Annotated in this window: 20 protein-coding genes, 1 tRNA gene and 3 pseudogenes; 18 read left to right on the top strand and 6 right to left on the bottom strand. The window is 65.3% G+C overall.

Annotated elements, in window-relative coordinates; genetic code table 11:
* The first annotated feature begins 106 nt into the window (after positions 1-106).
* Both ATO4_RS20970 and ATO4_RS20965 read left to right on the top strand, forming a co-directional pair.
* Positions 107-427: an excalibur calcium-binding domain-containing protein gene (locus tag ATO4_RS20970; protein WP_083593731.1), complete on the top strand. Its 321-nt coding sequence runs from the start codon at positions 107-109 to the stop codon at positions 425-427.
* A 213-nt stretch (positions 428-640) separates the two neighbouring features.
* Positions 641-1,669 (top strand): methyltransferase domain-containing protein, encoded by a 1,029-nt coding sequence (locus ATO4_RS20965; RefSeq protein WP_083593727.1) that lies wholly within the window; start codon positions 641-643, stop codon positions 1,667-1,669.
* Positions 1,670-1,855: 186 nt separating this feature from the next.
* Here ATO4_RS20965 and ATO4_RS20960 read toward each other — a convergent pair whose 3' ends face one another.
* The gene (locus tag ATO4_RS20960) at positions 1,856-2,602 is read right to left on the bottom strand and encodes a DUF3750 domain-containing protein (RefSeq protein ID WP_083593726.1); all 747 of its coding nucleotides are present in this window, start codon (positions 2,600-2,602) and stop codon (positions 1,856-1,858) included.
* A gap of 102 nt (positions 2,603-2,704) precedes the next feature.
* Between ATO4_RS20960 and ATO4_RS20955 the strand changes: the two genes are divergently transcribed.
* Positions 2,705-3,712, top strand: a complete 1,008-nt coding sequence (locus ATO4_RS20955) for an asparaginase (protein ID WP_083593725.1) — start codon at positions 2,705-2,707, stop codon at positions 3,710-3,712.
* A gap of 694 nt (positions 3,713-4,406) precedes the next feature.
* On the opposite strand, the gene ATO4_RS20950 is transcribed toward ATO4_RS20955, so the two are convergent.
* Entirely contained in the window at positions 4,407-5,198 is a 792-nt protein-coding gene (locus ATO4_RS20950; protein WP_083593724.1) for an NYN domain-containing protein, read from the bottom strand.
* A gap of 250 nt (positions 5,199-5,448) precedes the next feature.
* Positions 5,449-5,524 (bottom strand) — tRNA-Val (locus ATO4_RS20945).
* Between the two features lie 200 nt (positions 5,525-5,724).
* On the opposite strand from ATO4_RS20945, the gene ATO4_RS20940 reads away from it, so the two are divergent.
* From ATO4_RS20940 to ATO4_RS20895, 10 genes and pseudogenes are all read left to right on the top strand, one after another.
* Positions 5,725-6,069 (top strand): hypothetical protein, encoded by a 345-nt coding sequence (locus ATO4_RS20940; RefSeq protein WP_083593723.1) that lies wholly within the window; start codon positions 5,725-5,727, stop codon positions 6,067-6,069.
* Between the two features lie 115 nt (positions 6,070-6,184).
* Positions 6,185-8,218 (top strand): AAA family ATPase, encoded by a 2,034-nt coding sequence (locus ATO4_RS20935; protein WP_083593722.1) that lies wholly within the window; start codon positions 6,185-6,187, stop codon positions 8,216-8,218.
* Between the two features lie 26 nt (positions 8,219-8,244).
* Complete coding sequence (locus tag ATO4_RS20930) at positions 8,245-8,547, top strand: hypothetical protein (protein ID WP_083593721.1); 303 nt, start codon at positions 8,245-8,247, stop codon at positions 8,545-8,547.
* Positions 8,544-9,167: a metallophosphoesterase gene (locus tag ATO4_RS20925; RefSeq protein WP_139802594.1), complete on the top strand. Its 624-nt coding sequence runs from the start codon at positions 8,544-8,546 to the stop codon at positions 9,165-9,167. Before ATO4_RS20930 ends, ATO4_RS20925 begins: the two co-directional genes overlap by 4 nt.
* Before the next feature lie 152 nt (positions 9,168-9,319).
* Positions 9,320-9,802, top strand: a pseudogene (locus ATO4_RS20920) (L,D-transpeptidase); the annotation flags it as partial.
* 155 nt (positions 9,803-9,957) lie between these two features.
* Positions 9,958-10,344 carry a DUF302 domain-containing protein gene (locus ATO4_RS20915; RefSeq protein WP_083593719.1) on the top strand — a complete coding sequence of 129 codons (387 nt, stop codon included), beginning with the start codon at positions 9,958-9,960 and terminating at the stop codon, positions 10,342-10,344.
* Complete coding sequence (locus ATO4_RS20910) at positions 10,344-10,868, top strand: hypothetical protein (RefSeq protein WP_245308865.1); 525 nt, start codon at positions 10,344-10,346, stop codon at positions 10,866-10,868. The genes ATO4_RS20915 and ATO4_RS20910 overlap by 1 nt, the downstream gene beginning before the upstream one ends.
* Before the next feature lie 194 nt (positions 10,869-11,062).
* Positions 11,063-12,370 (top strand): APC family permease, encoded by a 1,308-nt coding sequence (locus tag ATO4_RS20905; RefSeq protein WP_083593717.1) that lies wholly within the window; start codon positions 11,063-11,065, stop codon positions 12,368-12,370.
* Between the two features lie 67 nt (positions 12,371-12,437).
* A complete protein-coding gene (locus ATO4_RS20900) occupies positions 12,438-14,771 on the top strand; it encodes a heavy metal translocating P-type ATPase (protein WP_083593716.1) in 2,334 nt (777 codons plus the stop codon).
* Positions 14,772-14,781: 10 nt separating this feature from the next.
* A complete protein-coding gene (locus ATO4_RS20895) occupies positions 14,782-15,393 on the top strand; it encodes a class I SAM-dependent methyltransferase (protein ID WP_083593715.1) in 612 nt (203 codons plus the stop codon).
* Between the two features lie 181 nt (positions 15,394-15,574).
* Here ATO4_RS20895 and ATO4_RS20890 read toward each other — a convergent pair whose 3' ends face one another.
* On the bottom strand, positions 15,575-15,946 hold the full coding sequence (locus tag ATO4_RS20890) for a MerR family DNA-binding protein (RefSeq protein WP_083593714.1): 372 nt from the start codon (positions 15,944-15,946) through the stop codon (positions 15,575-15,577).
* A 2-nt stretch (positions 15,947-15,948) separates the two neighbouring features.
* A pseudogene (locus ATO4_RS20885) lies at positions 15,949-17,201 on the bottom strand (IS256 family transposase).
* A 62-nt stretch (positions 17,202-17,263) separates the two neighbouring features.
* Between ATO4_RS20885 and ATO4_RS20880 the strand changes: the two are divergent.
* Both ATO4_RS20880 and ATO4_RS20875 read left to right on the top strand, forming a co-directional pair.
* A pseudogene (locus tag ATO4_RS20880) lies at positions 17,264-17,939 on the top strand (HAD-IC family P-type ATPase); the annotation flags it as partial.
* Positions 17,936-18,211, top strand: coding sequence for a hypothetical protein (locus ATO4_RS20875; protein WP_083593713.1), 276 nt, complete (start codon positions 17,936-17,938; stop codon positions 18,209-18,211). The pseudogene ATO4_RS20880 and the gene ATO4_RS20875, both read left to right, overlap by 4 nt.
* Positions 18,212-18,259: 48 nt before the next feature.
* Here ATO4_RS20875 and ATO4_RS20870 read toward each other — a convergent pair whose 3' ends face one another.
* On the bottom strand, positions 18,260-18,691 hold the full coding sequence (locus tag ATO4_RS20870; protein ID WP_139802593.1) for a hypothetical protein: 432 nt from the start codon (positions 18,689-18,691) through the stop codon (positions 18,260-18,262).
* 134 nt (positions 18,692-18,825) lie between these two features.
* Here ATO4_RS20870 and ATO4_RS20865 point away from each other — a divergent pair, with 134 nt between their 5' ends.
* The 3 genes from ATO4_RS20865 to ATO4_RS20855 all read left to right on the top strand — a co-directional run bounded on the left by ATO4_RS20865 (position 18,826) and on the right by ATO4_RS20855 (position 21,808).
* On the top strand, positions 18,826-19,560 hold the full coding sequence (locus ATO4_RS20865) for a HupE/UreJ family protein (protein ID WP_083593711.1): 735 nt from the start codon (positions 18,826-18,828) through the stop codon (positions 19,558-19,560).
* Positions 19,561-19,603: 43 nt separating this feature from the next.
* Entirely contained in the window at positions 19,604-20,326 is a 723-nt protein-coding gene (locus ATO4_RS20860; RefSeq protein ID WP_348626477.1) for a hypothetical protein, read from the top strand.
* Between the two features lie 99 nt (positions 20,327-20,425).
* Positions 20,426-21,808 (top strand): MFS transporter, encoded by a 1,383-nt coding sequence (locus ATO4_RS20855; protein WP_083593709.1) that lies wholly within the window; start codon positions 20,426-20,428, stop codon positions 21,806-21,808.
* Positions 21,809-21,855: the final 47 nt, after the last annotated feature.

Here is a 21,855-nt window from a genome sequence, read left to right as displayed (position 1 = left end):
GGGGCCGGGCGGGGCGCCCCGCCGGTCCGGGATTACGCGGACAGGTAGAAAGCACCCTTGACCCATGCGCAACCTGCGATATGCGGGGCGCATGGCATTTCCGGACATGCGAATCGCACGGCCCGATCGCCGCATTGCGGTCAGGCTGGCTCTTGCGGGATTTCTCACCCTCGTCGGCATCCCCGCCCGTGCAGCGAATGCACAGCCCTCGGAGGTGCCCGTCACGAAGGCCGCCGCAAGCGACCTGCGCGGCCTCCTCTTCGCCCAGCGGCGCAGCTGCAAGGCGGTCTCGTCTTGCGAGGAGGCGGTGCGGATGTGGTGCGGCGGCTATCGGCGCGCCGACGGCGACAATGACGGCATCCCCTGCGAGAACGTCTGCACCACGACGCAGGAAGTCGATGCGATCCGCACCCGGATCGGCTGCTGAGATCTGCGGCCCGGGGAGATCGACTCCCGTCATCGCTCATCCGGCCGGCCGCCGGTGGGGCTCAGTTGCGCGATGTCACCCGGATGAAGCTCTCGCGGTGCCGCAAGGTCGAGATGGCCGTCGAAGGCGGACCGGATGACGGTGCCAGAGCTCTTTGTCCTCCATGACGCCAGGCGCCCACTCTGATAGCCTCGACCGACACGCGAATCTTCGATGTTCGGACAGGAGAGGTATCTGGTGCCCGGAATCGCGACGGAAGACATCTTCGAGAATATCGGCTTCGACCCGGCTCCGGCCTACGCGCATTTCAAAGCTGTGTACGAACGGGACGCAGCGCATCGCAACGCGTTCGACTGGGCGGACAGCTGGCGACACCTGCGCAATCGGCTTGCGCAGGGCGCACTGAAGGACATGATGTTCGAGGACTTCATCGGCGCCGAGCATCTCGCGCGGATGTTCGGCTGGATCGAAAATTCACACTTTCCAAATTTCGTTCAGGACCGGGCTTTCGACGATAGTATAGCGCTCGCGGCGGAACGTGACAGAAACGCACTGATCGCCGCTGGTCTTGATCCGGCAGGCCGCAACATCGCAAACGTGGCACTTTACAACGCGCAGGACTATCGCTTCCAGACGTTCCTTCCGGTTCCGGAACGCCAGCGGATCCGCACATTTGTGGATTTTGGAGCAGGACATGGGAGGCAAGCCAATCTCTGGTTCGCCCTGCCAAATTCCCTCGACGCCTTCATCGCAATCGATGCCACGCCGGCACCTTATCTCACGCAAATTCTCTATTATCGGCTGCTCGGTCTCGAAGTCGAAGATTATCTCGTACGAGGCGAACAGTGGAAGGTATTGCCGCGTCCGGGTACGGTCCATCATCTGCCGTCATGGCGGCTCGACATGATCGCTGACCAAAGCGTGGACTTGATTTGCGCCGTCCAAGTCCTGCGCGAACTCTCGAAGCCAATGCTGGTCCATGCACTGACGGCTTTCCGTCGAATGCTGAAGCCCGGCGGTTCCCTTTACATCCGCGATCATTTCGGCTTTCACAGTGTCAACCAGGTCGATCTGGATCGCCTGCTGCTTGCGTTCGGTTTCGTGGTTGAGTGGCAGCCGAATGTCGTTGATCGTGTCGATGTTCACGGCATACCGCGGATATGGCGGCTTCCCGAGGTGGAGGCGTTGATTGGCGGATTTCGGGAAGGTGCAGGTCAGGCGCCTCCGTCGCGGACATTTTGATCGGATGGCGCAGTGCGATCATTATCGTCCGACATCCGATCCATTCCCTCGGAATGTGGGACTCCGGATCCGATCACTCGGCGCACGGGCCCGATATCCATCCGATATGGTCGATCGACAGCGTATGCGGGCGGCGGCTCATAGGCGTCGCGCCGTGGGACACGCGGTAGTTTTCCTGCTGCCAGTTTACTCTCCCAGTAGCGCGAAGGTCCCGAAGGCCGGGACCTTGATTCCGATCCGCCGGATGTCGACGCCGGCGACGAGGCCGAGGAGATTGATCTCCAGCCCGTTCTTCCATCCCGCCGAAAGCCCGGCATAGCCGAACAGCGACAGATGCAGGTCGCGCCCGTCCGGGTCGAGATAGGCGAGGCGCCCGCCGGTCGGATAGTCCCGGCCGACCGAGACCGGTGGCAGGGCGACGTCGATCTCCGGCACCTGCCGCATCACATGGGCGACGAAGGAATTGGAATTGGGCCCCGGGAAGATGTGATAGCCGCCCCGCATCGCGAAGGGATAGGTCGCGATGGCGGCGCGGATCTTCGGGATCAGCCGCTCGGCTGCCCCTCCGGTCGCCGCAAAGACCACCCGCGGCTGGTTGGAATACCAGCGCCCGTCCGCCGGATAGCCATTGTGGCGCACCGGCGAGCCCCAGCCGACCTTGTCCCAGCGCTCGTAGCTGGTCGCCCCGCTCTCCTTCACCACGATCCAGGAATGCTCCGACAGAGCCCCCTTGAGGCCGCCGGTGCGCGCCGACAGGACGTAGACCCGCGCTTCCGGAACCTTCCCTGCCGGTTCGAATAGGCCGGAGGATGACCAGTCGGCCGTGCGCCAGGACGTCGCATGTTCACCGACATACCAGAGGGCAGCCGAAGCTGCCGCCGGCAGGAGGTAGACCAGGACGATCGCCAGCATCAGGAACTTCAGAATGCGCATCGAGCCTCTTTTTTCGCCGTTCGGAGCGGACGATCCGAGAAAATCCTGGCCAGAGGCCCTAGATCGTCGTTCGAGCATCAACCCGGCAGACAGGTCGAAATTATGGAAAATCCCGTCCTCGTGGAAGTCACCCGCGGCGAACTGGTCGAAAGCTTCCACCGAGGAGCCTTCGCGCTCGTGGATGGCGAGGGCAAGGTGGTCGCCGGGGTCGGCGACATCGACCGACCGGTCTTTCCCCGTTCGGCGGTGAAGCTCCTGCAGGCGATCCCGCTGATCGAGACGGGGGCGGCGGCGCGCTACGGCCTCGACGAGAAGGACCTGTCACTGGCCTGCGCATCCCATTCGGGCGAGCCGGAGCACCTGCGCCGCGTCGCGGCGATGCTGGAGAAGGGCGGGCTCGACCAGGCGGCACTGGAATGCGGCGTTCATTGGCCGAGCGAACCGGAGGTCTCCCGCGACATGGTCCGGCGCGGGGAGGCGCCGTGCCCGCTGCACAACAACTGTTCGGGCAAGCATGCCGGCTTCCTCCTCACGGCCGTCCATCGGGGCGAGGATCTCGCCGGCTATGTCGGGCCCAACCACGCGGTGCAGCTCAGATGCAAGGCGGTGATCGAGGATCTCATCGGCCACAGCCTCAATGTCGACGTCTGCGGCACCGACGGCTGCTCGATCCCGACCTATGCGGCGCCGCTCAAGGACTTCGCCGGCGCATTCGCCAGGATCGCCTCGGGGCGGGGCGTCGAGCCGCAACGGGCGGAGGCGGGCCAGGCGCTGATGCGGGCCTGCATGGCCGAGCCCTTCGAGATGTCCGGCACCGGGCGGGCCTGCCGCGAGCTCATGCAGGCCGCGCCGGGCAAGGTCTTCGCCAAGACCGGCGCGGAAGGGGTCTTCTGCGGCGCTCTGCCGGAACTCGGCCTCGGCTTCGCTCTCAAGATCGATGATGGCGCCACCCGCGCCAGCGAGCCGCTCGTCGCTGCCGTCATCGCCGCGGCACTGCAGAAGGAGGACGCAGCGCTGGCTGAGACCTTCGCCGCCATGGCCCGCAAGGACCTGCGGAACTGGCGCGGCACGCTGACGGGCGAGGTCCGGGCGGTGCTGCCGGCGGACTGATCCGCCGCCGCCGTCGGCAGGACCGCCGCTCCGCAGATCATGCAGAGGCAATGGCGGCCGGCGCAGGCGCGGTCCGCCGGCGTCGGTCGCCGAGGTGCGCTCGTCCGCAACCTTACAGCCGCCGCGCCGGTCCGACCGGGCAGCGGCGATCACGGTGATTGACAGTCAGCCACGAAGTAGATGCGAAAGTTGCTTGACGTTCGTGCTGAAGAGCGTAGTCTTCCAATTGTCATAGTCGTCAATCCGGGAGGTTAAGATGGAGCCACCCCAGCAGGCTGCCGCATAGACGTCGAAGCTTGACCTACGGGGCTTCGACCAGCGGCACTCGACTGTCGGATTTCGGGAGGCGGCCTACGAGCTGCCGAAGTCGTGGAACAGGCTCGACTTTTCGCCGCCTCCTGCAATGTTTCGGGCGTCCGGCTCTGGGAGAGCTGACGCATTTACCCTATTGCAAATGACGATAGCGAAGCTTTGGCCCGGCGCATGAATACATCATGGCCAGGGCCTTTGTGTGTCTGGAGCCGGATTCCGCGTCGCATGAGTCAGCCGACGCCCTGAGGTCTCGGGCGGCCTTGCGCAGGATCAACAGGCCCTAGCCACCTTCGCTGGGATTCTCTGCCAGGATCCGTCTGCCAGGATCTGCCTGCCACGATCATCCTGTCATGAGTTGGGCCCGGTTCGGCCCGACCCGGTTTCAGTCAGGCTTGGCGGCGGTTCGCCGTCTCGCCGGACGCTTCGCCGTGGGCTGGGCCGGCGCCTTCGGCGCCTCGCGGATTTCAACGCTGCCGCCGGGCGGGGTGCGAACCTCGAATTCCTTGGTCGAGCGGACGAGATCGCTGAGCTTCTTGAAGCCGTAGGTCCGCGGGTCGAAGTCCGGCGCCAGGTTGAGGATCTGCTTGCCGAAGCCGCCGAGATTGATCCAGCCGTCCTCGCTGTCCATCTGCGCGATCACTCGGAGAAGCAGCCGCGTCGCCTCCTCCTTGCGGGCCAGCGGCTTCGTGGTGGGCGCGTCGGTGGCCCGGTCCGGGTCGGCCCGCTCCGGCAGGAGGTTCTCGGTGTAGATGAAGCGGCGGCAGGCCTGGCGGAAGCTCTCCGGCGTCTTCTGCTCGCCGAAGCCGAAGACATCGACACCCTGCTCGCGGATACGCGAGGCGAGGCGGGTGAAGTCGCTGTCCGACGAGACCAGGCAGAAGCCGTCGAAGCGGCCGCTGTGAAGGAGATCCATGGCGTCGATCACGAGGGTGATGTCGGAGGCATTCTTGCCGATCGTGTAGGGGAACTGCTGCTGCGGCACGATGGCGTGGCGCGCCAGGGTCTCGACCCAGCCCTTCGAGCGCGTCGTGGAAAAATCGCCATAGACGCGCCTGACACTCGCTTCGCCGATCTTGGCGATCTCCTCGAACAGACCGTCGGCGATCTTCGAGGAGGCGTTGTCGGCATCGATCAGCACCGCCAGACGGCGGGTCGTGTCGCTTCGGGCGGTCATCGGCTTTCCTTTTCCTGCAATGTCCGGCGAATGATAGGCCGGCGACGCGCCATGTCACCCGTGCTCGCGGCGGCGGGACACGAATTCGATTGCACCCGTCGTGGCAGCGGCGACGAGAAGGGTCGCTGTGAGAGCCGTGAGAGAAGCGGCAGGAGCCTGCCTCCGGCAGACGCCCGATCCGTGCACCCGTCGAAGCCCTGGTCTTCTCTCGGCTGACAAGACTGCCGGCTGACAAGACAGGGGAGGGGCGTGGTGGGCAGTGACGGGCTCGAACCGCCGACATCCTCGGTGTAAACGAGGCGCTCTACCAACTGAGCTAACCGCCCTTGCCTGTGCTCTAGGGGTTTCCGGCTATCGGCGTCAAGCCCGGTTTCCCGTATGTTCCCGGTGATTCCCGGCGTTTCGGTTGACGCCGGTTGACGCGATCGGTGTTTGTTCGCTTCAGGCGAGGGCTTCAGTCCGGCGAAACGATCGGGCAGTATCCTGGGACCACGATCCCATTTCCGGGCGAACGGAGGCCCCACCCATGAGCGACGACGCATCCCCCAAACCCGACTTCGTGCCCTACAATGCGGCGGCCGCGATAGCGCTGGTGAAAGCTGTCTTCCCGCGATCAACCGCGGAGCTGCTCCAGCAGTCGACGGGCGTCCCCATGAGACAGGTCACCCGATGGCTGAATGGGGATTCCCGGATACCGCCGAAGTTGCTGGCGAAATTCGAGAAGCAGCTCGAACTCCGGGCGGAACTCGATCACCGCGTCCGCCTCGTCTACGCGGATCTTCGCGAAGAGGGCCTCGCGATCCAAGTCGCCCGGTCGGCCCTTCTCGGGCTCGCGAATCACGACGACTATCTCGAAATCGACACGATTTAGCGGGGATCCTCGCGAATTCCCTAAGGCGATCGTAATGCGTTCCTGATATCCAGGACTCTCCGGACGGAAACCTTGGCGAAGAGGCCTTTGACCGTCGAATCTGGAGGCTTCCCCCATGACGCATCGCATCACGCGCATCGTCGGCAACCGCCGCATCGCGCCCATCGTCGACGGCATCGATTTCGCCGACGACGCCGAAGACGACACCCCCGACTACCGCTCGGCCTTCCCGCCCTCGGCCTGGCTGATCGACGCCGCCAACGCCGGCGAGATCGCAAAGCTTCGTTCCGTCGTCGCGGACCGGAAGCGCCACGCCATCGTCATCGCCCGGGCGCCTGCAGAATGGCGCGAGGCGACGTCGAATCTCACTCGTCTGCTGCTCGGATCTCGCGAAGAGCTGCGCGTCGTCCGTCGCGATGGCAGCCCTGAATTGCTCGACTCCGTCCTCGCCTTCTTGGGGCACTGTCATGTCGTGCTGACCGCGAAGCCCGACGACGAGATTCCTGAAGTCTACAAGCGCCTGGCACTCGTCGAGATCGACGCCGGCCGGATCACCGCGGAGCATGTCGACGCCCTGATCCGGGACAGGTGGCCTGGAAGCGGCGCTCGCTGGTCCGCGGATCGCGACGTCGTGTCGATCCCGTCTCACCATCTGTCGACGGCATTCTATCAAGCCGCGACGCCGGGCGAGATCGTCGAGATTCTCGACGTCATTCGGCGGCACGACGTGGCCGAGAAGTCGCCGGCCAAGGGCGAGGGAGAGGAGAAGTCCGATCTGGACCGTGCCAGCGAAAACTACTGGACGGAGCAGCCGAAGAAGGAGAAGCAGAAGCCCGAGCCCGAGCCGGCGAAGCGCGTCGTCGACGAGAAGATGAAGCGAGCGATCGCGCAGATCGAAGTGCAGCGCCCGGCTTCTCCTGTTCTCGATGACCTGGCCGGATACGGGGCCGCCGCATCGTGGGCCAGCGACCTCGCGCTCGATATCGCGGCCTTCCGCGTCGGCGAAATTGGCTGGCAGGACGTCGACCAAGGCTGCCTTCTCGTCGGCCCGCCCGGAACCGGCAAGACCCTGTTCGCCAGGGCCGCCGCGGCGACGACCGGCCTGCCGCTGATCGCCACCAGCTATGCCCAATGGCAGTCCGCCGGGACGGGGCACATGGGCGACGTCGTGCGGTCTATCCGGACGATCTTCGCCGCCGCGGAGCAGAACGCCCCCTGCATCCTCTTCATCGACGAGATCGACGCGATCCGGGGCCGCGGCACCGACGAGCGCGACGATGGCTGGTGGACGGCGATCGTCACCTGCCTTCTCGAGTGTCTCGACGGCATCAGCCGCATTGAGGGCATCGTGACGATCGGCGCCTGCAATCACGCCGACAAGCTGGACCCGGCGCTCGTCCGGAGCGGCCGGCTCGACCGACGATTCGAGATCTCGTTGCCTGACGAGCCGGCGCTCCTGCGCATCCTTGCCCACCATGCCCCGGACGTGTCGCCGACTGACCTCGAACCGATCGCCACCGCGCTGGCCGGCACGATCTCTGGCGCAGACGTCGCGAGGATGACGAGGGAAGCCAAGCGAGCGGCCCGGCGCGGGAAGAGGGCGATGACCGGTTCCGACGTCATGGCGGCGGCGTTGCCGGCGGAGACGCGGTCGCGAGAGATCGTGTGGAGGACGGCGGTGCACGAAGCGGGCCATGTCGTCGCATTTCTCGTCGGCGGACATGTGCCGGACGCCTTGTCCCTCGTCTCCGGCGGCGGGATGTCGGGACATGTCCGCGGTCTGGGGTCTCGCGATGGCGAGGGCCGGCTCGGCGATCTGGAAGCGCGGGTCCTCCCGATGCTCGCGGGCCGGGCGGCGGAAGACGCCATCCTGGGCGAGCCGTCGGCGGGTGCGTTCGCCGACCTCGAACATGCGTCGACGATTCTCGGGCGTGTCGAATCCGCGTTCGGACTCGGCGGCTATCTGACGCCTGGCGGGCACGATCGCGTTTCCGTCGAGGGCCGCATTCGCCGGATCTACGGCGACGCACTGATGCTCGTCGTGCGGCACCGGGGCTCCATCGTCGAGCTTGCCCGGCTGGCGGTCGAGAGACGCGTGTTGTCGAGGAGTGTGCTCGAGCAGTTCGGACGGGAACGAGGAATCATCTGAGAAACCGGGCGAAGGAGGCCCACATCATGAAGCATGAACTGACGATCGAACCCGACGCCGGCGTCTACGGGCGCCTTTGCCGGCTTGCGGTCCAGCAGCGGCGCCTGCCGGTCGAAGTCGCGGAAGAGGCGGTCGGCGTCTACGTCGAAGCCTTGGCCCCTGGCGGCGACCAAGAGACCGTGGAGGTCACTCTGCCGGTGTCGACGGTTCAGTACTGGACGCGGCGTGGAGAGCCTCTCGGCCGCTCGGCCGGGCAGGAACTCGCCGTCCACATCCTCCTGAAGACGATCGAGGCGATGCGCGACGACAGCAAGGAGTCCGGCCGATGACCAGAACCTTCTTCACCGCCGACACCCACTTCGGCCATGCGTCCGTCATCCGGATGTGCGGCCGGCCGTTCGCGACCGTCGACGAGATGAACCGCGAAATGATCGCCAGGTGGAACGCCGCCGTCGGCCCCCGCGACGAGATTTGGCACCTCGGGGATTTCGCGTACAAGATGCCCGTGGCGGACGCCCGCGGGATCTGGGACGCGCTGAACGGTCGCAAAAGCCTGATCCGCGGCAACCACGACAAGGCCTCGGTCGCTGAGTGGGGGTGGGAATCGGTCCACGACCTCCATGAGATCGCCGTGGACGGTCGGCGCGTCGTCCTCTGCCATTACCCCCTCGCGGAGTGGCCGGCCTATTTCCGGGATGCGATCCATCTCTATGGCCACGTCCACGGCAATCGCCACGTCGCCGGCGCGGTCGATGTCGGGGTCGATTGCTGGGATTTTCGGCCCGTCACTCTCGCCGAGATCCTCGCCAGGAGGACGCCGCCGCCGATCCCGCCGAGGCAGCTCGAGGATTGGGAGCGGGCTTATATCGAACAGGCGAAGCTCGAGGCCGAGCGACGGGCGCTCGACGAGATCCTCGGCCAGCGGGTGGACCAGTCCGGAGGGCGGTGAGGGCGGCGGCTATTATGGGATACTTCGGGAAACCGCAATTATCATATAATAGAAAGCCCCCGGGGATGAGCCGGGGGCTTTCGTTTCATGCGGTAGCCCGCCGCTCGCGAACGATCTCGCCGAGCCGGTCGAGGCCGAGGAAACCGTCGCCGAGGACGGTGGTCGACAATCCGACGGGCGAGGCTCCCGGGACCCTAGTGGTCGATACTCCCGCCAAGTACCTTTACTTCACCATTCCCGGAGGATCTGCCGTTCGCTACGGCATCGGCGTCGGGCGGGAGGGTTTTGCCTGGTCTGGCCGCGCAAAGGTGCAGTACAAGCGCGAGTGGCCGCGATGGACGCCGCCGAACGAGATGGTCGCACGGCAGCCGGAACTAGAGCCGTATTCCATCGCCAATGGCGGCATGGAACCGGGTCTCGAGAATCCTCTTGGCGCGCGGGCCCTCTACATCTTCCAGGATGGACGGGACACGCTCTATCGCCTGCACGGCACGCCAGAGGCCTCGTCGATCGGCAAGGCTGTCTCCTCGGGCTGCATTCGCCTGCTCAACCAGGACGTCATCGATCTGTACGAGCGCGTTCCCGACGGCACGCCGATTAGAGTGATCCAGGACATGTCGATCCAGGCCGCGTGAGGTGTGATGATCAGTAGCGAAGCTGACAACTACTTCGACCCTTGCCCGACAACAATGACGGGCGATTCTCCGGTTTGGAGCCGCGCCGTTCACTCGGATGCGATGGTGGGACTTACGTGAACATCATTCATCAGAAACAAAGGGAGACACTGACAATGACCTATACGATCAACCGAACGATTCCAGATGCGGATATCGACGCCATCGAGAGCCGCACCCGCGAGGCCTTGGCTGAACATGGATTTGGCGTTCTGACCGAGATCGACGTCAAGGCGACTATGAAGAAGAAGCTCGATGTCGAGATGCCGGCCTACCGCATCCTCGGTGCCTGCAATCCCAAGATGGCGCATCAGGCGATCGGAATCGAGCCACGCGTTGGCGCGATGCTCCCGTGCAACGTCATCCTGCGTGAAGTGGTGGGTGGAGTGGAGGTTAGTGCCATCGATCCCGTGATATCGATGCAGGGGATCGAGAACGCCGAACTGACGGCCGTTGCGGCAGATGTCCGAAATCTCCTCGCGAAGGCGATGGACGCGATCTGATGGGACTCGATAGCCAGAAAGCCGCACGCGATGCTTCTTCTGGACACTGCCCGCGCCCTGCTCGCCTTTGGGATGCACCCGAACTGCCCGTCGCCTACTTTTCGTTCGTCCTGCATTTCGTATGGGAGTTCGTTCAGGTTCCGACATATGCCGGCATGGCCGAGATGCCCCACTGGGAGGCTATCAAGCTCTGCATGTCGGCAACGTTTGGCGATGTCGGGTTCGCGCTGACGGCATTCTGGGTTGCCTGCCTGGCGGCGCGCCGCCGGGACTGGATCCTGCGGCCAACTCGGTTTCCAGTCGCGATCTTCCTCGCTGTCGGTATCGTCCTGACCGTAGGGTTCGAGTACTACTATACGAATGTAAGCCTGCGCTGGACCTATTCGGACCTGATGCCGCTCGTGCCGCCCTTGGGCACCGGGCTGAGTCCGCTCCTGCAATGGTTCGTCATTCCGCCGCTCGTGATCTGGCTGACCCGGCGCCATCTTCTGGGAGCCCGAGCCGTAGACGAAGCAGATGTATGATGCTTCGCTGGTCCGGTCTCCTGCCTCGTCTCGGCCTGGCCGATGCGTCAGCGGGCATCGTCCCCTTGGTCATCGCACTTTGGGGCGAGACGGCGGCAGAGCCCTTGCCTGAACAGAAGGGCGGTGCTTGGCCTCGGCTTGAAGGGGAGGCGTTTCTCTGATCGGCGATGCGACGAAAGCCCGAGGAAGAGCCGATGACGACCGATTACGTGAAGAACAGCATCACCTTGCCGGGCGCGGTGGCCATGGGCACCGGCGTGATGATCGGCGCAGGCATCTTCGCGCTGACGGGCCAGATCGCCGAGCTTGCGGGGCCGCTCTTTCCGCTCTCGTTCATCGCGGGTGCGGTGGTCACGACCTTTAGCGCCTATACCTATGTCAAGATGTCGAACGCGTTTCCATCCGCGGGCGGCATTGGGATGATTCTCAAGAAGGCCTACGGCCCGAGGACGGTCGCTGCGGGCGCCGCACTGCTGATGGCGCTGTCGATGGTCATCAGCGAGAGTCTCGTCGCGCGTACGTTCGGAACATACGCGCTTCAGGCGTTCGGCGGCGAGCCGGACAGCGTCCTCGTGCCGATTCTCGGCGTCGGGTTGATCTTTTTCGCGTATCTCCTGAACGCTTCTGGCACCCGTTCGGTCGGGCTTTGGTCCATCGTCATGGCGGTGCTCAAGGTGGGTGGCATCGCGTCGTTCGGGGCGGCTGGTCTCTGGGCAAGCGGCATCTCGTTCGAAGCCACGGGCGGAGAGTTGGGAGTAGGTGGTTTCGTGGCGTCTGTAGCGCTGTCGATCCTCGCCTTCAAAGGCTTCACGACCATCACCAACAGCGGCGCCGAGATCACCGAGCCGCACCGCAACGTAGGCCGCGCCATCGTCTGGTCCATCGCCGTCTGCGTCGTCGTCTATCTGCTGGTCGCCTTCGCGGTCGGCTCCAGCCTGCCGCTCGACCGCATCGTGGCGGCGAAGGACTACGCGCTGGCCGAGGCAGCCCAGCCCGCTCTCGGTCAGACCGGCTTCTACCTGACGGTGGCGCTCGCGCTGGTGGCCACGGCGTCGGGCCTGGTCGCCAGCGTTTTCGCGGTCTCGCGGATGCTGGCGATGCTGAGCGACATGAAGATGATCCCCCACAGCCATTTCGGGATGCCGGGCAGGATCAAGGACCACACGCTCGTCTACACCGTCGTGATCGCAGCATTTCTCACGGTGTTCTTCGACCTCAGTCGCATCGCCTCGCTCGGGGCATTCTTCTATCTGGTGATGGACATGATCATCCACTTCGGTGTTTTCCGGCATCTGAGGGAGGACATCGGCGCGAAGGGTTGGGTGCTGCTGACGGCCGTCGTCCTCGATGCGTCGGTGCTGGCCGCCTTCACCGGGATGAAGTGGCAGTCCGATCCGCTGATCGTCGTGACCGGCATCGTCGGCATGGCGCTGGTGTTCCTGTTCGTGGGAATTTCCCTGGCACGCAACCCGGTCAGGGAAGTCGCTCACGAACAGCATTGAAAAAGACTTGAGCATCCAGTCGCTGGAAGCCTCAAGCTGAAGCGACACAGTGAAAGGTTGGCTGGCAATGAACCACGATCATCACCACGCGGCGTCCGATATCCCGGCGGGAACCGAGGCGGCGACGGATCCGGTCTGCGGGATGACGGTCGCGGTCAAGCCGGACGGGCGTCACGCCGAATTCCAGGGGGTGACCTTCCATTTCTGCTCGGAGAAATGCCAGACGAAGTTCAAGGCGGATCCATGGTTCTATGCTTCGGGCCGCGCCACTGGACAGAAGAAGGCTGCTCCGGCCAACGTCCAGTACACCTGCCCAATGCACCCGGAGATCGTGCGAGATGCGCCCGGTGCCTGCCCGATCTGCGGCATGGCGCTCGAGCCGATGCTGCCCTCGGACGAGCCGAGCGAGGAGCTGACCGACTTCACTCGCCGAATGTGGATCTCGGCGGCGGCGGCAGTGCCGCTCATCATCCTGACGATGGGCGAACTGGTGGCCCTGCCGGTTCGCGAATGGATCGGCCACCAGACGGCCAGCAATCTGGAGTTCGTGTTGGCGACGCCGATCATCCTCTGGGCGGCACTGCCGTTCTTCCGGCGCGGCTGGGATTCGGTGGCGAACCGGTCGCCGAACATGTGGACGTTGATCAGCCTGGGGGTGGGGGCTGCCTACCTCTATTCCCTGGTTGCGACCTTCATGCCGGGCGTGTTTCCCGAGCAGTACCGGATGGGCCACGGCGTCGGTACCTATTTCGAGGCAGCGGTGGTGATCGTGGCGCTGGTCTTCGTCGGCCAGGTTCTCGAGCTGCGCGCACGCGAAAGAACCGGCGACGCGATCCGGGCGCTTCTTGATCTGGCGCCGAAGACCGCACGGCGCATCCTGCCGGACGGATCGGAGTACGATGCGCCGCTGGACAATATCATGGAAGGCGACCGGCTGCGCGTGCGCCCGGGCGACGCCGTGCCGGTGGACGGGACGGTGATCGAGGGCCGGTCGTCTCTCGACGAGAGCATGCTGACCGGCGAGTCGATGCCGGTGGAAAAAGGTCCCGGTGACGATGTGACGGGGGCCACGATCAACAAGAACGGCTCGTTGGTGATCGAGGCCGGCAAGGTCGGGTCCGACACGGTACTGGCGCAGATCGTGGCGATGGTGTCGAACGCCCGTCGATCACGCGCCCCGATCCAGGGTTTGGCCGACCGAGTCTCGGCGGTGTTCGTGCCGACCGTGGTGGCGATCGCGATCGTCGCCTTCTTCGTCTGGCTTGCGGTCGGCCCGGAACCGGCGCTGGTCTTCGCCATCGCCTCGTCTGTGTCCGTCCTGATCATCGCCTGTCCCTGTGCCCTGGGACTGGCGACGCCGATATCGATCACCACGGCGGCGGGGCGGGGGGCACAGGCGGGCGTGCTGATCAAGGACGCCGAAGCGCTCGAGCGCATGGCGGCTGTCGACACCCTGATCGTGGACAAGACCGGCACACTGACGATGGGAAAGCCGAAGCTTACGGATATCGTGGCACTTGGGAACGTCACTGATACCGACCTGTTGTCGCTGGCCGCGGCTCTCGAGCGCGGCTCGGAACACCCGCTGGCAGAGGCCATCGTCGAGGGAGCGGAAGCGCACCGTGGCCCGCGTCGGGAGGCCGCGGACTTCGAAGCGGTCACCGGCAAAGGCGTGCGCGGCTGGGTCGACGGACGTGCGGTGGCGCTCGGCAATGGAGCGATGATGCGTGACATGGGGCTGGAGACCGCGCAGGCCGAGACCAGTGCCGATGCCCTTCGCGCCGAAGGCAAGACGGCGATGTTCATTTCCGTCGATGGCGCGCTGGCCGGTATCGTGGCCGTGGCCGACCCGATCAAGGATTCGACGGCGCAGGCGATCAGGGAACTGCACGCGCAGGGGCTTCGCGTCATCATGGCTACAGGCGACAACGAACGCACGGCGCAGGCGGTGGCAGGCAGGCTCGGCATCGACGAGGTGCGCGCCGGAATCTTGCCCGAGGCCAAGAAGGATCTGATCGACCGGTTGCGCCGGGACGGCCACAAGATCGCGATGGCGGGCGACGGCGTCAACGACGCGCCCGCGTTGGCGGCAGCCGATGTCGGGATCGCCATGGGCACCGGAGCCGACGTGGCTATGGAGAGCGCAGGGATAACCCTGCTGGGCGGCGACCTGATGGGCATCGTACGGGCACGAAAGCTCGCCCGCGCCACCTTGCGCAACATCAAGCAGAACCTGTTCTTCGCCTTCGCCTACAACGCCCTTGGCGTGCCCATCGCGGCAGGTCTGCTTTATCCGGTTACCGGCCTTTTGCTCTCGCCTATGATCGCAGCGGCTGCGATGAGCCTGTCGTCCGTTTCGGTCATCACCAACGCCTTGCGGCTGCGACGGATCGAGTTGTGAGGGGCTGACGATGGAAGAAATTCCGAACCGCTGGGAAGGCGTCTATCGGGTCAAGGAAGAGGCCGAGACGAGCTGGTTCGAGGACCGCCCACGGGTCTCGCTCGACCTGATCGGCGCGACAGGGGCAGAAAAGGATGCGGCTATCGTCGATGTGGGCGCGGGTTCATCCCGGCTCGTGGATTGCCTTCTGGAACGGGGATACCGCCGGATCACCGTGCTCGACCTGTCGGAAACCGCGCTGGCGAGGACTCGTGCGCGGCTACCCGGGGAAGCGCCCGTCGACTGGGTCGTGGAGAATGTGCTCGACTGGAAGCCGAACCAGCGCTTCGGGATCTGGCATGATCGGGCGGCCTTTCATTTCCTGACCGAGACCGTTGATCAAGACGACTATCTACGGGTCATGGATGGGGCCTTGCTACTCGGTGGACACGCGATCATTGGAACGTTCGCGCCGGACGGCCCGACATCGTGCAGCGGTTTGCCGGTTGCTCGCTACGATGCGGCCTTGTTGTCCGAGCGGTTGGGCGCGGGTTATCAGTTGGTCAAGTCGGTGAACTACGAGCACCGCACGCCATGGGGCAGCGTGCAGCGTTTCCATTTCGGGCTCTTCCTGAAGTTCTGACGGGTGTCGGGGGGCTGAGAATCGACCGCCTCCGCGTCCGATCTCCGGGCTCGCAGGTCACGAAAGTCCGGGACAAGACGACGCGATGGAATATGCCTCGGTCCTACGCTCGTCGGGCGCTGGAAAAGGTCGGCATCCCCGACGCGAGCGCGCATCCTCGTCCGCTCGCTTCGGTCGTAGCCTAATGGTCGCGAGCCAATCCCGACAGGCCGTCGATGATCGGGCAATCCGGGTGGACGTCGCCATGGCAGCTCCCCACCAGGTGTCCGAGCATCTGTCGGAGACCGGTCAGTTCGGCGATCTTGCGGTCTATCTCTCCGAGCTTCTCGGTTGCGATCGCCTTCACATCCGCGCTGGCGCGGCCGCGGTCCGTGTGGAGAGAAAGCAGTTGCCTGCACTCTTTGACCGAGAATCCGAGGCTGCGGGATCGCTGGACGAAGCGGAGCCGGTAGACGTCTTCGACGGAATAGTTGCGGTAGCCGTTCGACGCCCGATCGGCAGTCAGGAGGAGGGGACTGTCGGGAATTCCGTGTGTGGGCGGGCTTTTGAACATTGTCACGCCATGGCCCGTGTGAAGCGCTCGCCGTAGAGAATGGCGAACTGCGCTTTGGCCATCGCCCACTCACGTGGCGCCATCTTCCACTCCTTCTCGGCCCGGTTCAAGACCAGGAAGAGCAGCTTCATTGCGGCGTCGTCGCTCGGAAAGTGGCCGCGGGCGCGGACGGCCCGGCGAAGCTTGGAGTTCAGTGCTTCGATAGCGTTTGTCGTGTAGACGATTTTGCGAACTTCCTCGGGGAAGGCGAAGAACGGGACGACCTCGGCCCAGGCCCGACGCCAGCTCTGGCCGATGGCTTTGTATTTCCGGCCCCATTCGCCCTCCTCGAAGGCTGCCAACGCCTTCTCGGCCGCGCCGGCGTCGGTGGCCCGGTAGATTTCCTTCACCGCGGCCGCAACAGCCTTGCGGTCCTTGTAGGAGGTGAAGTCGAGGCTGTGGCGCAGCAGATGTACGATGCAGGTCTGGACCGTCGTCTCAGGAAAGACCGCGGTGATGGCCTCGGGAAAGCCCTTCAGGCCATCGACAAGCCTGTCCTGAGCGACGCCGCAGGCGGCGTCGAAGGGGCGAGCAGCACATCCTCGACGCCCCGGTTCTTCATCTCGTTCATGACCTTGAGCCAGAACTTAGCGCCTTCGTTCTGCTCCAGCCAGAGGCCGAGAACCTCCTTGGTGCCGTCGGCCCGAACCCCGAGGGCGATGTGGACAGCCTTGTTGCGGACAAACCCTTCGTCTCGGATCTTCACCCTGAGGGCATCAAAGAAGACAACGGGATAGACCGGCTCGAGCGGCCGGGCCTGACAGGCGGTGACCTCGTCCAGAACGGCATCCGTCACGGCCGAGATCAGGTCTGGCGAGACGTCGACGCCATAAAGATCATGGAGATGCCCGACAATCTCACGGTTGCTCATGCGGGCGTACATCGAGACGACCTTCTCGTCGAAGCCTGGAAAACGGCGCTGGTATTTGGCGATGAGCTGCGGGTCGAAGCTCGACTGGCGATCCCGCGGGACGGCAAGCTCGAATTTGCCGCTGTCGCTCGTCACTGTCTTCTTGCCGTAGCCATTGCAGCCGTTTCCAGCGCCGTTCTCGCCGGCAAGATGATGATCCATCTCGGCATTCAGCGCCCGTTCGGCGAGCGCCTTCTTCAGCCCATCGAGCAAGCCACCGGGATCAAAGGCGGTCTTGGGATCGGCGCCCGACAAAAGCTGGTCGAGCAGCGCGTCAGGGATGCTGGGTTCTTTGCGGCGGGCCATGGGTGATCTCCTTCGGTCCCATTATGCCCGCCCTCACACGGAATTCCTGACAGTCCCCCGTCGCCGAGCGCCTGGGCGGGGAGGGGAAGTCGCCGCTTTATGCCGCTATCGACGGGCGGCTGGCCGCGATAATCGCCGTCGCCGACCCGATCAAGGCAACCACGCCGACGGCGATCGCCGCGCTGCACGATCTCGGCCTGACGGTGGTGGTGATCACCGGCGACAACCGCCGGACCGCCGATGCGATCGGGCGGCGGCTGGGCATCGACGAGGTGGTGGCCGAGGTCCTGCCGGACGGCAAGGTGGCCGCGGTCAGGGACCTGAAGCGCCGGCACGGCCGGCTCGCCTTCGTCGGCGACGGCATCAACGATGCGCCGGCGCTGGCCGAAGCCGATGTCGGCATCGCCATCGGAACGGGGACCGACATCGCCATCGAGGCGGCAGACGTCGTGCTGATGTCGGGCAGCCTCAGGGGGTGTTCCCAATGCGGTCGCGCTGTCGCAGGCGACGATCCGCAACATCCGGCAGAACCTCTTCTGGGCCTTCGCCTATAACACGGCCCTGATCCCGGTCGCTGCCGGCGTGCTCTATCCCGCTTTCGGTCTGCTGCTGTCGCCGGTGCTCGCCGCCAGCGCGATGGCGATGTCCAGCGTCTTCGTCCTCGGCAACGCGCTGCGGCTCAGACGCTTCCGGGCCCCGATGAGCGATGGCGGACGACAGCCGGGAGAGCTTGCATGAACCAGTCCGCTCCCACGCCGCAAGGCACCGCCGCCCTCTACCGGATGCTGATGTCCGGGCATGTCTGCCCCTATGGCATCAAGTCGAGTTGGCTGATCGAGGCCCAGGGCTGCAGGGTCGACGATCAACATCTGGAAACCCGCGAGCAGACCGACGCCTTCAGGGAAGAGCACGACGTGGAGACCAGGCCGCAGCCCCTCATCGGGTCGGCGGCTACACCGAGCTTCCACGAGTGGATCATTGGAGGCGATGCTTCGGCCGGGGCCTCGTGAAGAGATCGCGATCTCTATGCACGCGTTCAGCCGGAGCGGCCCTTGAAGTTAAGTCGCCGCTGCGTTGGTCCGCTCGGATGCGAAGGTGATTCCTTTCGCCACCATGACTGCGCCATCTTCCACGCCGACAAGTTTCGCGCCGGGATCGGGGATCAGGATCGCGGCATCCGCACGAGGGAACCAACCGCCGACCGCATGCCGAAGCTCAGCCGAACCCTTTTCGGACATCTGGTGATCGCCCTGGCAGTCGCTTTCGCCATGTTCACGTCGCCTCAGGGTCCGTCGACCTCGCACGACCCGATCTTCGCGCAGCATGCCGCGCTCGATGATCACGGTCATTCGCACGACGACGAACCCCTGCCTGATCCGATGGGGCACGGCGATCACGAGCACAGGCACAACCCGTTCGACCATTCCCACGACAAGCCCGGGACATTGCTCCGGTTCGATGCGCCCCTGCCGCCCGGTGCCGCGCAGCATGCTCTGTCCCGCCAGGACCAGGGCGTGGGCGGCGAGCCTTCCGCTCTGGAACGACCCCCGAGACCGTCCGATACGGCGTGATCAGACGCCGTCGCTGCGACGGCATGGCACCTTTCGGACAATCGGAACCAGACATGCAGGACCCTTCCGTCGAAGGTCGCCACCGGTCGCGCTACGCGATCCGGACGATGCTTCGCACCCCTCTGCTCGCCCTTCTCCTGGCGATGGCATGGGGCACGACAGCCCTCGCGCACGGCGTCGCCGCCGGCGACCAGGGCTACATCCAGGAGATCACGGGGGTGAATCTCATCGCCTTCATGTATCTCGGCGCCAAACACATGGCGACGGGCTACGACCACATCCTGTTCCTGCTCGGCGTGATCTTCTTCCTCTACCGGATGAAGGACATCGGCATCTACGTGACCCTCTTCGCGATCGGTCACTCCACGACGATGCTCCTCGGCGTCTATTTCAACGTCGGGATCAACAGCTACATCATCGACGCGATCATCGGCCTGTCGGTCGTCTACAAGGCGCTCGACTACATGGGGGCGTTCCAGCGGTGGTTCGGCTTCCAGCCGAACACGAAGGCCGCGACCCTGATCTTCGGCTTCTTCCATGGCTTCGGTCTGTCAACCAAGATCCTGGAATACGACATCTCGCCGGACGGCCTGGTTCCGAATCTCCTCGCCTTCAATGTCGGCGTCGAGATCGGCCAGCTCCTCGCCCTCGGCGCGATCCTCATCGTCATGGGCTTCTGGCGCAGGACCCCCAGCTTCTTCCGCCACGCCTACACCGCCAACGTCGTCATGATGGCCGCCGGCTTCGTGCTCTTCGGCTACCAGGTCGCTGGCTATCTCGTCGCCTGACGGCCTCTCAATTCCAGGATACCGACACATGTACAATACCGACATGCCCACCCGCGCCGAGCTTCCCACGACGCGGAAGCTGGTGCGCTCGACCGTCATCGCGGCGGTCTCCGCGACTGCGATCCTGGTCGCGGTTGTGCTCCCCGCCGAATACGGCATCGACCCCACCGGGGTCGGATCGGCCCTGAACCTCACCGAGATGGGCGAGATCAAGATGCAGCTCGCAGCCGAAGCCGAGGCCGACGCCGCCATGGACGCGGCCGCCCGTGCTGCCCCGGCGACCGGTGCCAACGCGGCGCCGCTTCCGCCTGCCGCCGTCGGCGTGGTGCCGCCGCCCGTCGCCCCGCTGGCCCCTCCCGCACCACCGGCACCGCCCGCTCCGGAGCGGCAGTCCAGCATCTTCGGCGCGATCGGCAGTCTCTTCGTCTCGGCCGCTGTCGCGCAGGAGATGCGTCAGGACGAAATGACCATCACGCTCGCCCCCGGGGAGGGCGCGGAGATCAAGCTGACCATGCAGGAAGGCGAGATCGCCTCGTTCGCCTGGGTCGTCTCGGAAGGCGGCGCCGTCAACTACGACACGCATGGCGACGGCGGCGGACAGAACGTCTCCTACGAGAAGGGCCGTGCGGTCTCTTCCGACGAGGGGACCATCCAGGCCGCCTTCACGGGCAACCACGGATGGTTCTGGCGTAACCGCGGCGACGCGCCGGTCGCCGTGACGGTCCGCACGAGCGGCACCTACACTGCGTTCGAGCGGAAGGTCTGACGAGGCCTTCCCATCCCCGCCGACCGATGGTCTCGTGCCGTCGGTCGGCATCTTTTTCCGACCGGGCAGCCGCAACGCCGGGGTCGAGGTAACACAACGATGCTGACCGTCCTGCGCCACCGTACCTATCGCCACCTCTTTGCGGCGCAGGTCCTCTCGTTGATCGGGACCGGACTGACCACCGTGGCGCTTGGGCTGCTCGCCTACGAGCTTGCCGGCGCCGATGCCGGCGCGGTGCTCGGGACGGCACTCGCGATCAAGATGATCGCCTATGTCGGCGTCTCACAGTTCGCCGGGGTCCTGACGGGCTTCCTGCCGCGGCGGACGCTCCTCGTCGGCCTCAATCTCGCCCGGGCGGCCTTCGTGCTCGTGCTGCCCTTCGTCACCGAGATCTGGCAGGTCTACGCGCTCGTCTTCGCCTTCCAGTCGATGTCGGCCCTGTTCACCCCGACCTTTCAAGGCACGATCCCGGACATCCTGCCCGACGAGCGCGAGTACACGGACGCCCTATCGCTTTCGCGGCTTGCCTACGACCTCGAGTCGCTCTTCAGTCCGCTTCTGGCGGCGCTCTTGCTCACCGTGATCTCCTTCCACTGGCTGTTTCTCGGCACGGTCTTCGGCTTCCTCGCGTCCGCGGCATTGGTCGTCTCGGTTGCGCTTCCGGTCGCGAAGGCGGCAGCCGGCGGGCGGTTCGTCGACAAGCTGACCAGGGGCATCCGCGTCTACCTCGCGACACCGCGCCTGCGGGGTCTCCTGGCGCTGTCATTCGCGGCCTCTTCGGGCGGGTCGATGGTAATCGTGAACACCGTCGTTCTGGTGCGCGCCGACCTGGGCGGTACCAACGACGACGTCGCATTCCTGTTCGCCGCCTACGGCCTCGGGTCCATGGCCGTCGCCATAGCGCTCTCGCGGCTTCTCGACAGGGTTCCCACCCGCACCGTCATGCTAACGGGCGCGAGCGCCATGGCGGGCCTCCTCGTCGCCGCCAGCCTCGACCTTGGATGGACGAGCAGCCTCGCCCTCTGGGCTTTGCTCGGCGCTGCCGCTTCGGCGATCGGCACACCCGGGGGACTGCTCCTCCGCCGCTCCTCCGACGCCGACAGCCGGCCAGCCGTCTTCGCCGCGCAGTTCGCCCTTTCGCACGCCTGCTGGCTCGTCACCTATCCGGCCGCCGGGTGGCTCGGGGCCACGATCGGGCTCGGCCCGACCTTCCTGGTCATGGCTGCGGCGGCCGCCACGGGCGTCGCAGCGGCGCTGAGTTTCTGGCCCGCGAACGATCCCGTCGAGGTCGAGCATGTCCACCAGGCATTCGCGCACGACGCCCCACACGTCCACGACGATCACCACCGGCACGATCACGAAGGCTGGGAAGGCCCGGAGCCACATTGCCATCCGCATCGCCACCAGCCGATCCGCCATCGGCACGCGCTGGTGATCGACGACCATCACGCGACATGGCCGACCGGCACCGCAGGTGGCTGATCTTCCGGCCTTAGCCGGGACGTTCTGGATGGCCTCCCTCGCCGCCA

Origin of the sequence: Aurantimonas sp. 22II-16-19i, from assembly GCF_002088275.1 — a bacterium.
GTDB lineage: Bacteria > Pseudomonadota > Alphaproteobacteria > Rhizobiales > Rhizobiaceae > Jiella.
The sequence above is the reverse complement of the archived record's forward strand: the minus strand, read 5'-3'. Positions and strand labels throughout refer to the sequence as shown.